The 12974-nt window shown below is 46.2% G+C and carries 9 protein-coding genes and 1 pseudogene; 7 read left to right on the plus strand and 3 right to left on the minus strand.

What is annotated here, in order from left to right:
• Nucleotides 1-73: 73 nt before the first annotated feature.
• Nucleotides 74-481 carry a 2-amino-4-hydroxy-6-hydroxymethyldihydropteridine diphosphokinase gene (locus tag CWI82_RS07465; protein WP_130203060.1) on the plus strand — a complete coding sequence of 136 codons (408 nt, stop codon included), beginning with the start codon at nt 74-76 and terminating at the stop codon, nt 479-481.
• Nucleotide 482: 1 nt separating this feature from the next.
• Complete coding sequence (locus CWI82_RS07470; RefSeq protein WP_130203061.1) at nt 483-1196, plus strand: SDR family oxidoreductase; 714 nt, start codon at nt 483-485, stop codon at nt 1194-1196.
• Here the strand turns inward: CWI82_RS07470 and acnA are convergent.
• Nucleotides 1193-3874: an aconitate hydratase AcnA gene (gene acnA / locus CWI82_RS07475; RefSeq protein ID WP_130203062.1), complete on the minus strand. Its 2682-nt coding sequence runs from the start codon at nt 3872-3874 to the stop codon at nt 1193-1195. The two genes, CWI82_RS07470 and acnA, sit on opposite strands and share 4 nt — an antisense overlap.
• 233 nt (nt 3875-4107) lie before the next feature.
• Here acnA and CWI82_RS07480 point away from each other — a divergent pair, with 233 nt between their 5' ends.
• A complete protein-coding gene (locus CWI82_RS07480; protein ID WP_130203063.1) occupies nt 4108-5010 on the plus strand; it encodes a sensor domain-containing diguanylate cyclase in 903 nt (300 codons plus the stop codon).
• A gap of 72 nt (nt 5011-5082) precedes the next feature.
• Nucleotides 5083-5949 (plus strand): acyl-CoA thioesterase II, encoded by an 867-nt coding sequence (gene tesB / locus CWI82_RS07485; RefSeq protein WP_092854449.1) that lies wholly within the window; start codon nt 5083-5085, stop codon nt 5947-5949.
• A gap of 48 nt (nt 5950-5997) precedes the next feature.
• Here tesB and CWI82_RS07490 read toward each other — a convergent pair.
• Nucleotides 5998-7243, minus strand: a pseudogene (locus CWI82_RS07490) (NupC/NupG family nucleoside CNT transporter).
• A gap of 26 nt (nt 7244-7269) precedes the next feature.
• Nucleotides 7270-7902, minus strand: coding sequence for a uridine kinase (gene udk / locus CWI82_RS07495; RefSeq protein ID WP_092854445.1), 633 nt, complete (start codon nt 7900-7902; stop codon nt 7270-7272).
• A gap of 191 nt (nt 7903-8093) precedes the next feature.
• Between udk and CWI82_RS07500 the strand changes: the two genes are divergently transcribed.
• The 3 genes from CWI82_RS07500 to fghA all read left to right on the plus strand — a co-directional run bounded on the left by CWI82_RS07500 (nt 8094) and on the right by fghA (nt 12949).
• Nucleotides 8094-10874, plus strand: coding sequence for a M16 family metallopeptidase (locus CWI82_RS07500; RefSeq protein WP_130203064.1), 2781 nt, complete (start codon nt 8094-8096; stop codon nt 10872-10874).
• 124 nt (nt 10875-10998) lie between these two features.
• Nucleotides 10999-12123 carry an S-(hydroxymethyl)glutathione dehydrogenase/class III alcohol dehydrogenase gene (locus CWI82_RS07505; RefSeq protein WP_092854441.1) on the plus strand — a complete coding sequence of 375 codons (1125 nt, stop codon included), beginning with the start codon at nt 10999-11001 and terminating at the stop codon, nt 12121-12123.
• Nucleotides 12113-12949 (plus strand): S-formylglutathione hydrolase, encoded by an 837-nt coding sequence (fghA, locus tag CWI82_RS07510; protein WP_092854439.1) that lies wholly within the window; start codon nt 12113-12115, stop codon nt 12947-12949. Before CWI82_RS07505 ends, fghA begins: the two co-directional genes overlap by 11 nt.
• Nucleotides 12950-12974: the final 25 nt, after the last annotated feature.

Genomic DNA, 12974 nt, shown 5'->3' on the forward strand with positions numbered 1-12974 from the left:
TCCTAGGCTACCAAGTGAGGAAAATCATTTCAACTTAGGGTATGCTCACAACAATTGTCGTTTAGGGAAAGATATGCATCCGATTTATTTATGTAGCATGGGCGCGAACATTGCCCCAGAGAACAACTTTGCGGCAGCTCGTGAGTTAATTTCAGAACTCGGTAAAGCTTATTACTCGCGTGCTATTTATACCCAACCCGTCAATATGCACAGCGACAATGACTTCCTCAACGCTCTATTTCTGCTTGTTTCGCCGCTTGATAGCGACGCGTTAAAGTCTCGTTTTAATGCAATTGAAATAAGCCTGGGTCGGGACCGCAGCGATCCGTTGAGTAGTAAAAAAGACCGTCCTATGGATATCGATATTCTCGGTGAACTCAGCGTTGATGATGTTTGGCAAGAGGTGCCAACCTATCTTGACGATGTTGTGCAAAGTCTAAAACCAATTGCAGACCAACTTATTCAAACCCAAGGGGCATGATATGGATAACGCTAAAAAATATGCACTTGTGACCGGTGCTGGTCGTCGTTTTGGCTTAGCTTTGGCACATGCGTTGATAGACGAGGGCTATCAAGTACTAGCTCATTACAATACGTCAAAGGATGGTATAGAAGAGCTTGAACAACGCGGCGCAATTGGTTTGCAAGCAAACTTATCGCAGTTAAACGAGGTTCACCAATTGATTCATGCTGTTCAACAGCATTGCTCGAGATTACACCTATTAGTGAATAACGCTTCGTGTTTTTTCGATAACGCACGCGTTGATGAGAACGATGCTAATTTAGAGGCTGTGTTAAATGTACACACAGCTGCCCCATATCTACTGATTAATAACTTACAACACCAGCTGCGCGATGCCGAAGGCAGTGTGATTAATATTACCGATATTTACGTTGATAGCCCGTCGACAGACTACGTCGCGTACTGTGCGGCTAAAGCTGGCTTGGCAAGTTTGACCCAAGCATTCGCAAAAAAATTGGCCCCAGCTGTGCGCGTAAACGCCATCCAGCCAGGGCCAATATTATTTTTGCCAGAGCACGATAGTCAGCATCGTCAAAAAGTACTCGCTGAAACACCACTTAACCTTGAAGGTGGATTAGAGCCGATGATAAATGCGGTGCGGTTTTTACGCGACAACCCGTTTATCACCGGCGAATCCATCAAAGTCGATGGCGGTCGTGCTTTAACGATTTAAGCAGCCAGCATTTGTCTCAACACGTAATGTAAGATGCCGCCACTTCGGTAGTACTGCAGTTCATTACCGGTGTCGATGCGGCATTTCACCTGAAACTCAACGCTGGAGCCATCCGCTTTTTTCGCTTTCACTTGTAACATTTGACCTGGTTTCAAATCATCGTTTATACCAACGATGCTGATTTGTTCATCGCCAGTCAAACCGTGAGCTTGAACGCCCTCACCGTCCACAAATTGCAGCGGCAACACGCCCATACCAACCAAGTTAGAGCGGTGAATACGCTCGAAACTCTCAGCAATAACGGCTTTCACGCCAAGCAAAGTAGTACCTTTTGCCGCCCAATCACGACTTGAGCCAGTACCATACTCTTTACCTGCCAGCACTACCAGAGGCGTGCCCTCTTGTTGATATTGCATGGCTGCATCGTAGATCGGCATCTGCTTACCGCTTGGAACATGGCGAGTAAAGCCACCTTCGACACCATCGAGCATTTGGTTCTTGATACGGATATTGGCAAAAGTACCGCGCATCATTACTTCATGGTTACCGCGTCGCGAACCATATGAGTTGAAATCCTTCACTGCCACACCGTTTTCTTGCAAGTATTTACCTGCTGGTGAGTCCGGCTTAATTGAGCCTGCGGGTGAAATATGGTCCGTCGTGATGGAGTCAGCGAACACCGCCAGCACACTTGCATCTTTCACATCAGCGAGAGGCGCCAAAGGTTTATCGATGCCGACAAAGTACGGCGGATTTTTTACATAAGTCGAATCATCGCTCCAATTGTAGGTTTTACCCTCACCAATTGGAATGGCGCGCCACTCGTCATCACCTTTAAATACTTCGCCATATTCTTTGCTAAACATTTCGCCATCAACCAAACGTACAGCTTCAGCAATTTCGGCACTACTTGGCCAGATATCTTTAAGATAAACCGGATTACCCGAGCTATCTTCAGCAATTGGGTCGCTACTTAAATCAATGCGAGTTGTGCCCGCAAGTGCATAAGCCACAACCAACGGCGGCGAAGCCAGCCAGTTTGCTTTCACATCTTGGTGAATACGCCCTTCGAAGTTACGGTTACCCGAGAGTACCGACGAAACTGTCAAGTTACCTTCACGAATGGCATCGGTAATCTCATCGGGTAATGGTCCCGAGTTGCCGATACAGGTGGTACAACCGTAACCGACAAGGTTAAAGCCAAGCTTGTCTAAATATTCTGTTAATCCGGCTTTGGCGAGATAATCGGTCACAACTTTTGACCCTGGTGCAAGCGATGACTTCACCCATGGCTTACGTTGAATACCTTTTTCCAAAGCTTTCTTCGCGACTAAACCTGCCGCCATCATCACACTTGGGTTTGAGGTGTTTGTGCACGACGTAATGGCGGCAATCACCACATCACCGTGCGATAAGCTGTAATCCTTACCTTTCACCGGAATAGATTTATCAGTTTCACCAGACTGACCGTTGGTTTCTAAAAATAGGTCAAATGCTGAACCCAGTTGCGGCATACCGACGCGATCTTGTGGACGTTTCGGCCCTGCCAACGACGCTTCAACAGTACTTAGATCCAGTTCTAGTGAATCGGTAAATACTGGCTCTTGGCCAGACTCGCGCCACATGCCTTGAGCCTTCGCATAGGCTTCAACCAAGGCAATGGTATCGTCATCACGACCTGATAATTCGAGATAGCGTAAGGTTTCTTGGTCAACTGGGAAAAATCCGCAGGTAGCGCCATATTCCGGCGCCATGTTACCTATCGTTGCGCGGTCGGCGAGTGGTAAGTGATCTAAGCCTGGACCGTAAAATTCAACAAACTTGCCGACCACACCGTGCTTGCGTAGCATTTGGGTGACGGTTAAAACCAAGTCAGTCGCGGTGACCCCTTCTGGAAGCTTACCCGTCATACGGAATCCAACCACCTCAGGAATCAACATGGAAACGGGTTGTCCGAGCATCGCAGCTTCCGCTTCGATACCACCCACGCCCCAGCCAAGTACACCAAGACCGTTAATCATTGTGGTATGCGAGTCAGTACCGACTAAGGTATCGGGCATCACGAATGTCTTGCCGTCTTGCTCTTTGGTCCACGCAACCTTGGCTAAATACTCCAAATTTACTTGGTGACAAATACCTGTTCCCGGCGGAACCACACGGAAGTTTTCAAAGGCATTCTGGCCCCAACGCAAAAATTGGTAACGCTCAAAATTGCGTTCCATTTCAATCCGGACGTTTTCTTTAAAAGCTTCTGCAGACGCATATTTATCAACCATTACCGAGTGGTCGATGACCAGATCGACGGCCGACAATGGATTAATTTGGTCTGGATCTTGTCCTGCCTTAGCAACAGCATCACGCATGGCGGCGAGATCAACAACCGCTGGCACGCCAGTGAAATCTTGCATCAATACACGCGCTGGACGATACTGAATTTCGCGATCGGAACTGCGTTTATCTAACCATTTTGCAATAGCTTCAATGTCTTCAGAGGTAACCGTATCACCATCTTCATTGCGTAATAAGTTTTCTAACAAGACTTTCATGGATGTCGGTAATTTCTTGACATCGGCAATGTTGGCGAGCTTTTCTGCCGCTTTCGGCAAACTGTGATAATGATAGGTCTTACCGTTTACTTCTAACGTACTTAACGTTTTCAAGCTGTCGTTGCTCGACATGGCTTACTCCTTCTTTAAACGATGCATCCCCTAAGCTTAGACACAAATCTGTGGTTCAGCCATAGCGTTTATCTATATTCACTATGGGTACAATGAACACAAAGATCAACCAGCTAACATATTGAATATGCGTTACATTGATAAATATTGATGCGCGTAAGTCGCCAGTTATTTTGCTTCACCGCAGAGCATGCTATAAATGAAAGATAACTCCGAATGGAATTAACAACACAATGCCGCATCCCAAACTCGTACAGTTCAAAGCCCTTGGACAGTATCTCGACCTGTTACTTGACGCTATATGCGTGGTGAATTCCAATGGTGAGTTTATATACGTGAGTGGCGGTGGCGAGCGTGTGTTTGGCTATAAGCCGGAGGAAATGATTGGTCACTCGATGTTTAAATTTATGCATCCTGAAGATCATGACAAAACTCGGGCTGTGGTCGCCGAGATCATGCAAGGAATTGCGAAAATTAACGTCGAAAATCGGTATATTCGCAAAAATGGTGATGTTGCTCACATACTATGGTCGGCACGTTATTCAAAAGAAGACGACTTTCGTATCGCCGTTGCTCGTGACGTCACCGAGCAACGCCAAGCAGAGAGTGAACGTTTACAGCTTTTGCAACGACTCGAACAGCAGGCGCTTTATGATCCGCTTACGGAATTACCGAATCGAGCCTACTTTTACCAGCGGGCGTTGCAGGTTTTGCAACGTCGTAGTGAGGTTGCACTCCTTTATCTCGACCTTAATAAGTTTAAAGAAATTAACGACTCGTTCGGTCACGCTATTGGCGATCGAGTTTTAAAAGTCGCGGCGCAGCGCATCACCGAAAGTTTACGCACAAACGACATGGTCGCGCGCATCGGCGGCGACGAATTTGTGGTGCTTCTTGAGCGCATTCAATCGGTTACTGATGCCAAGCATATCGCAGAAAAAATCGTCCATGCCTTTCAAAATCCAATAGAAGTTAATGCAGGCCAACCATTTACCGTCGGGATTAGTATCGGTATCGCACTTTCAAAAGATTGTGGCCGTGAACTTGAGCAACTGCTACTAAAAGCCGATAATGCGATGTATCAAGCAAAATTAATGACAGATAACCGCATTAAAGTGGCGGCCGACGACAAGTGAGTGCTTGTTCCACAATATTGAGCCCGTATAATAAACTGATTAGACCAGTTGTTTATTGTTAAAGGAATACGAATGAGCCAAGTATTGGATGATCTTCTTAACTTATTGAAATTAGAAACAATTGAGCAAGGTATTTATCGCGGTCAAAGTCAAGACTTAGGCTTTGGTGCAGTATTTGGTGGTCAAGTTATCGGTCAAGCGCTCTCGGCAGCCAAAGAAACCTTGCCTGAAGATCGCAAAGTTCACTCACTCCATACCTACTTTTTACGCCCCGGCGATGCTCATAAACCGATTATTTACGATGTCGAAAATATCCGTGATGGTAAAAGCTTTTCCACTCGGCGTGTGCAGGCCATCCAATATGGTAAGCCCATTTTTTACATGACGGCGTCATTTCAAATTGAAGAGCCTGGTTTTGAGCATCAAGACACGATGCCGGATGTGCCCGGCCCGGAAGGACTGGTTTCCGATATCGATATTTATCGTGAACATGCCGAGCTTATACCTGAAGTTATCCGCAACAAGTTTATCTCAGAAAAACCAATTGAGATGCGCTTTGTGACGGCCAACAATCCATTCAAACCAAGCATTGATGAGCCTCGACGTTATGTTTGGCTACGAGCAAATGGCCCCATGCCTGACGATTCACGAGTACATAAATATTTATTAGCGTACGCATCAGACTTCAATTTTTTACCGACAGCACTGCAGCCTCATGGCTATAGCTTTGCACAACCGAATATTCAAATGGCGACGATTGACCACTCGATGTGGTTCCATAAAGATTTTCGTATGGACGATTGGTTGCTATATGCCATCGATAGCCCGGTTGCTACCGGCGCACGGGGTTTAGTTCGAGGTCAAATCTATACTCGCGATGGCTCCTTGGTTGCATCAACCATGCAAGAAGGTGTGGTGCGCAAGCACGATCGCAAATAACAAAAAAGGCGCCGGTTTGGCGCCTTTTTGCTAGCTAACTAATCTAGATTACCCGAGCGAAAAGAAGAAACCAGCAATCGCCGCACTCATCATGTTCGCGAGCGTTGCCGCTAACAATGCTTTGATACCTAAACGCGCGATGTCATGACGGCGACTTGGCGCCATCCCGCCTAACCCACCGAGAAGAATCGCAATCGATGAAAAGTTGGCAAAGCCGCACAGTACGAAGGTGATTATCACTTGGCTGTGCATGCTCAATTGGTCTTTGTAATTAACGAAATCCAAGTAGGCCACGAATTCATTAATCACCAATTTTTGTCCGATAAAGCTACCCGCTAGTTGCGCTTCATCCCAGCTTACGCCAAGGACATAAGCAACAGGCTGAAAAACATAACCAAATAATTGCTGCAACGACAAATCTGGGTAGCCAAACCAAGCCACCAACCCAGCCAAATAAACCATTAATCAGCGCAATTAAGGCGACAAATGCAATCAACATGGCGCCAACGTTAATAGCCAATTGCACACCGCTCGATGCACCCGCTGCCGCAGCATCAATAACGTTAACTGAGCGGTCTTCAACTTCAACGCTATCACTCGCATCACCGGTTTTGCCAGAGATAATATTCTCGATATCTTCACGCGGCTTTTCAGTTTCAGGAATAATCATTTTCGCCATCAGCAAACCTGCTGGTGCCGCCATGAAACTCGCTGCGATTAAATATTTCAGTTCAACTCCAACCCCGGCATAACCCGCCAGTACTGAGCCCGATACTGACGCCATACCACCCACCATGACAGCAAATAATTCCGAGCGGGTCATGCTAGCAATAAACGGACGCACCATCATTGGCGCTTCGGTTTGCCCTACAAAAACGTTTGCTGCAGCCGACATCGACTCAGGTCGGCTACTGCCAATAATTTTCTGCAAGGTGCCGCCTAAAATGCGGATAATCCATTTCATAATGCCAAGATAATAAAGCACAGAAATTAATGACGAGAAGAAAACGATAACGCTAAGCACTTGAATAGCAAAAACAAAACCGAAATCTGCAGATGCGAGGCCGCCGAACATAAACTGGATGCCGGCATTGGTAAAGGCGATGACTTTGGCGACGCCAGAAGCTACTGCAAACAGAACATCTTGCCCGAATGGAACATATAAAACGAAGGCACCGAGTGCGACTTGGAAGGCGAACGCACCACCTACTGTACGCCAGCGAATATGTTTACGGTGTGATGAGAATGCGTAAGCAACCAATAAGATAATGGCAATGCCAAGAAAACTATTCATAGTATAAAAGCCGTTTTTTGTTTTTGTTATTCCGCCAATAATTGACGAATTTTAGATTTTATCAAGTCTATTGCAATCTCATTTTGGCCACCACGAGTGACCACCAAATCGGCAAACTGCTTGGACGGCAAAATAAACTCAAAGAAGGCCGGACGCACTGTCTCTTGATATTGCTCAGCGACAGATTGAATAGTACGACCACGTTCTTCAACATCGCGAATCATTCGGCGCAGTAAACAGACGTCTAACGGCGTGTCCATAAATACTGAAATATCGAATAATTTACGCAGGTTTGGGTCGTTGAGCAGAAGAATACCTTCAACCATAATGACCTTCCCTGGATTAATTTTAATTGTCTCTGGCAATCGCGTGTGGGTTTTATAACTGTATTGCGGCATCGCAACTGAATCACCCTCGCGAAGCTGTTCGAGGTGTTGCACTAACAACTCATGCTCAAAAGCCGATGGGTGATCGTAATTCGTTAATTGACGCTGCTCAAAGCTCAAGTGGCTTTGGTCACGATAATACGCATCTTCGGCCAATATCGCGATACCCTGCCCTCCGAGCTCAGCAACAAGCTCTTGATAAACAGTTGAAGCGAATAGACTTTTCCCTGATGCGGAAGCGCCAGCAATGGCGATGATGGTTGTTTTTCCCACGCGTAACTTCTTTCATTTGCCCGACAACAGCCGGCAATTATCGTCGATAAGGCTTCCAAATGGAAGCATTGTGACAGTTCGACTGATTTTGTTACATTTTGACACGATCAATTCGTGTTCCCTGTCCGTAAGCTTCGGTATGATGCCATTACTTACAATTTCATAACGTCATAAAAAACGGGAACATTACTATGTTATTTCGTCAAACCCTAACGGCAGTTGCCGTTGCGTCAGTCTTGCTTACTGGTTGTCAGACGACAGCAGAGCAATCATCAACCAAACAAGTTGCTGCAGCACAACAGTTTCCAGCTGTTGATATCAATTACGAAAGCTTCACGCTTGATAATGGCCTTCGCGTCGTTGTTCATGAAGATCGCAAAGCCCCTATCGTTGCTGTCAACGTTTGGTATGCCGTTGGTTCGAAGGATGAAAAAGTAGGCCAAACTGGTTTTGCACACTTGTTCGAGCACTTAATGTTCAACGGTACTGAAAACTACGATGATGAGTATTTTGGTCCATTTGAACGTGCCGGCGCTACCGACATGAACGGTACCACCAACAATGACCGTACTAACTACTTCCAAAACGTCCCTACTCCTGCCCTCGATATGGCGTTGTGGATGGAATCTGACCGTATGGGTCATTTGTTAGGTGCCGTAACTCAAGAGAAATTAGACGAGCAACGCGGCGTTGTTCAGAACGAAAAACGTCAAGGCGAAGCGCAACCGTACGGCCGCGTGTTTGGTTTCTTAGCTGAGCAGACCTTCCCTGAAGGCCACCCATATTCGTGGTCAGTTATCGGTTCAATGGAAGATTTGAATGCAGCATCTTTAGACGACGTTCATCAGTGGTTTAACGACTACTATGGCGCAGCGAATGCCGTTGTAGTTTTAGCCGGTGATATCGACGTTGCTACTGCAAAAGAAAAAATGCAAAAGTACTTTGGTCACATTGCACCAGGTAAGCCATTACAAAAATTGGATAGCTGGATTGCAAAAAGCACCGGTACCAAACGTGCAACAATGGAAGATAACGTGCCAGCCGCACGTGTCTACAAGCTTTGGAATACCGCTGAAATGGGTACCGCAGATTCTACTTATTTGAATTTGCTAACCAGCATTTTAGCCAGTGGAAAGAACTCGCGTTTGTATCAGCGCTTAGTTCACGAAGAACAAATCGCTAGCATGGTCTCTGGCTTCCAGTATGAGCGTATTTTAGCCGGTCAGTTCTTCGTTATCGCAGACGCCAAACCAGGTGTTGAGCTTGAGCGAATTGAAGCAATTATCGACGAAGAACTTGCAAAAATTATCGCTGAAGGTCCAACCGCTGAAGAGCTAGCTCGAGTGAAATTCTCAGACGTTGCTAACTTTGTTCGCGGTGCAGAGCGTATCGGCGGCTTCGGTGGTAAATCAGACTTGTTAGCTGCAGGCGAAGTTTATCATGGCAACCCTGGTTTCTTTAATAAGGAAATGGAACAGCTTCGTAGCGCGACACCAGCAGATATTCAAGCCGCTGCAAAACGTTGGTTAACCGATGGTGCGTTCGTACTGAACGTTGTACCACAACCTAAATTCACCACCGCTGAAGCTCAGGCTGACCGCTCCAAATTACCAGAGGTTGGTGATTTACCAGAACTTGAACTGCCTGAAGTAACAACCTTTACCTTATCAAATGGTTTGGAAGTTGCATTAGCTGAACGTCATGACGTGCCGACAGTCCAAATGTCGTTAACCTTTGATAGCGGCTATGCATCAGATTTCGGTAACAAAGTTGGTACTGCTAGCTTCGCAATGAGTATGTTACGCGAAGGTACTGAATCACGTACCTCACAAGAAATTGCGAAAGAGCTTGAAACACTAGGTACCAACCTTTACACCGGCGCAAGCATTGATACCTCAAGCGTTTCTATGGATAGCTTGGTAACTAACTTAGAGCCAAGTTTGAACATTCTTGCAGATATTCTAGAAAATGCGTCTTTTAGCGAAGATGAAATTGAGCGTAAGCGTGCTAACTGGTTAGAAAACATTAAGCGTGAAAAAGCGAGCCCGAACAGCCAAGCCTTACGTATTCTCCCAGGCCTGATTTTCGGCGATAACCATGCTTATGGCGTGCCGTTAACAGGTTCAGGTACTGAGCAATCTATCACATCTTTAAATCGTGATGACTTGATTAACTACCGTAATACCTGGCTACGTCCTGACAATGCACGTCTGGTGATTGTTGGCGCAACAACTGAAGCCGAAATTAAGCCGCTACTTGAAAGTGCACTTGCCGATTGGGAAGCTCCAGCAACAGCGAAGCCTACCAAGCAATTCACTGATGTAGCGATGCAAACGAAACCGCGCGTGTACATTATTGATCAGCCGGGCACCCCGCAATCGACAATCTTTGCCGGTCATTTAGCACCTGCAGATGATACGCCGAATGCTGAAGTGCTCGACGTTGCCAATACTATTTTGGGTGGTAGCTTCACCAGTCGCGTCAACATGAACCTTCGTGAAGACAAAGGTTGGTCTTACGGTTCACGTACCATTTGGTCTGCATACGATGAAGCCGGTTTATTCTTCACTTTGGCGCCTGTGCAAACAGACAAAACCAAAGAATCAATTCAAGAAATTTTGAAAGAATTGAACCAGTATCAAACAAGTAAACCAGCAACAGCGGAAGAGCTTGAAAAAGTTCAAATGAACAAAACCGCTAAGTTACCAGGTGCCTATGAAACTAAAGGTGCGCTGTTACGTGCGATTGTTGATACCTTGGATAAAGGTAAAGACATGGCGTGGTTGGAAAATTACGGTGAACGAGTGAACGCAATTACAGTCGAAGACGTACAAAGTAATGCGCGCACACTCATCGACACTGACGCCTTAACTTGGGTTATTGTTGGTGATGCGAGCCAAATCGCTGAGCAAGTTCGTTCATTGAACCTTGGCGAAGTTACCATGCTGGATAGCGACGGTAACGCGCTGTAGTAACTTCATTCTGCATGTAAGTGTTGGCCGCTCTTCGGAGCGGCCTTTTTTTTTGAGCTTTTTCCAATTTTTTTCCGTAGCGGTTACACTAATCACTCAACTTTAAACCATAAGGGATGTAACTATGGAAATGATCAAGACTCGTGCGGCTGTTGCTTGGGCTCCAGGCGAACCACTTTCAATTGAAGAAGTTGATTTAATGCCACCACAAAAAGGTGAAGTTCTTGTGCGTATCGTTGCCACCGGTGTTTGTCATACCGATGCCTACACACTATCAGGCGCTGACCCAGAGGGCGTATTCCCAGCTATTCTAGGTCACGAAGGTGGCGGTATTGTTGAAGCAGTGGGCGAAGGTGTTACTTCAGTTGAAGTAGGTGATCATGTTATTCCTTTGTACACCCCAGAGTGCGGTGAGTGTAAATTTTGTAAATCAGGCAAAACGAACCTGTGCCAAGCTATTCGCACGACGCAAGGTAAAGGTTTGATGCCAGATGGCACCACCCGTTTCTCCAAAGACGGTAAGCCAATTTACCACTACATGGGCACGTCAACGTTTTCAGAGTACACCGTTGTGCCAGAAATTGCGCTGGCAAAAGTCAGTAAAGAAGCGCCTCTTGAAGAAGTTTGTTTACTAGGCTGTGGCGTCACCACAGGAATGGGCGCCGTAATGAACACCGCCAAAGTTCAACCAGGTGACACCGTTGCCGTATTCGGCTTAGGTGGTATTGGCTTATCGGTGATTATTGGTGCGGTGATGGCCAAAGCAAGCCGGATTATTGTGATTGATATTAACGAGTCAAAATTTGATATCGCAAAGAAACTTGGTGCTACTGATTGCATTAATCCAAATGATTACGATAAACCAATTCAAGAAGTCATTGTAGAAATGACGGACGGCGGTGTCGATTTCTCGTTTGAATGTATTGGTAATGTGAAAGTGATGCGCTCAGCTCTTGAATGCTGCCACAAAGGCTGGGGTGAGTCAGTGATTATCGGCGTTGCTGGTGCCGGAGAGGAAATCTCAACACGACCATTCCAATTGGTAACGGGCCGCGTTTGGCGTGGTAGCGCATTTGGTGGAGTTAAAGGTCGCAGCCAATTACCTGACTATGTGCAACGCTACTTAAATGGTGAGTTTGAACTAAGTACCTTCATCACCCATACCATGGGCCTTGAAGATATCAATAAAGCATTTGATTTGATGCATGAGGGTAAGTCGATTCGCTCGGTGATTCACTATGATAAATAAAGTTAGCGAAACGAAAGCATTTGGCGGCCGTCAAATTCGCTTTGAACATCAATCAACAACACTAAACTGCACCATGCAGTTTAGTGTTTATCTTCCGCCACAAGCAGAACATCAATCGGTTCCGGCGCTTTATTGGCTGTCTGGATTAACCTGTACCGACGAAAACTTTAGCAGTAAAGCGGGCGCTCAACGCATCGCTGCTGAACTCGGTATTGCGCTCATTATTCCGGATACAAGTCCGCGTGGCGACGATGTTCCTGATGATTCGGAACAAGCCTATGACTTCGGCCTTGGCGCAGGATTTTATGTCAATGCAACGCAACAACCCTGGGCGAAGCATTACCACATGTACGACTATGTGGTGACCGAATTGCGCGAACTCGTTGAGCAACATTTACCGCTCAATCACAACCGCAGTATCAGCGGCCATTCCATGGGCGGACATGGTGCGCTCGTCATGGCACTGCGCAATCAGAACCTGTACGCTAGTGTGTCCGCATTTGCACCCATTTGTCATCCAACAGCATGCCCATGGGGACATAAAGCATTTAGCGGCTACCTCGGTGATGATCGCTCTGAATGGCTCGAATATGATGCAACCGAGCTGTTACTTAAGTTAAAGAGTGCACCACCAATGTTGGTATCTCAAGGTGAAGCGGATAACTTTTTAGCTGAACAATTACGTCCTGATGATCTAGATGCAGCGATTCAAAAAACCGGAATCACAGCACAAATTGAACGTCATCAAGGATATGATCACAGCTACTACTTTATCGCCAGTTTCATCGAGCAACATCTGCGTTTTCACGCTCAACATTTGCGATAATTAATAAGGTTGTATTAAAAAAATC

The sequence above is a fragment of the Pseudidiomarina tainanensis genome (assembly GCF_004214835.1).
Classification (GTDB): Bacteria; Pseudomonadota; Gammaproteobacteria; order Enterobacterales; family Alteromonadaceae; genus Pseudidiomarina; species Pseudidiomarina tainanensis.

Coding starts and splice junctions, on each gene's coding strand:
- fghA (WP_092854439.1), top strand. CDS start 12,113: ATGATAAATAAAGTTAGCGAAACGAAAGCATTTGGCGGCCGTCAAATT.
- tesB (WP_092854449.1), top strand. CDS start 5,083: ATGAGCCAAGTATTGGATGATCTTCTTAACTTATTGAAATTAGAAACA.
- CWI82_RS07470 (WP_130203061.1), top strand. CDS start 483: ATGGATAACGCTAAAAAATATGCACTTGTGACCGGTGCTGGTCGTCGT.
- CWI82_RS07480 (WP_130203063.1), top strand. CDS start 4,108: ATGCCGCATCCCAAACTCGTACAGTTCAAAGCCCTTGGACAGTATCTC.
- CWI82_RS07465 (WP_130203060.1), top strand. CDS start 74: ATGCATCCGATTTATTTATGTAGCATGGGCGCGAACATTGCCCCAGAG.
- CWI82_RS07505 (WP_092854441.1), top strand. CDS start 10,999: ATGGAAATGATCAAGACTCGTGCGGCTGTTGCTTGGGCTCCAGGCGAA.
- CWI82_RS07500 (WP_130203064.1), top strand. CDS start 8,094: ATGTTATTTCGTCAAACCCTAACGGCAGTTGCCGTTGCGTCAGTCTTG.
- acnA (WP_130203062.1), bottom strand. CDS start 3,874: ATGTCGAGCAACGACAGCTTGAAAACGTTAAGTACGTTAGAAGTAAAC.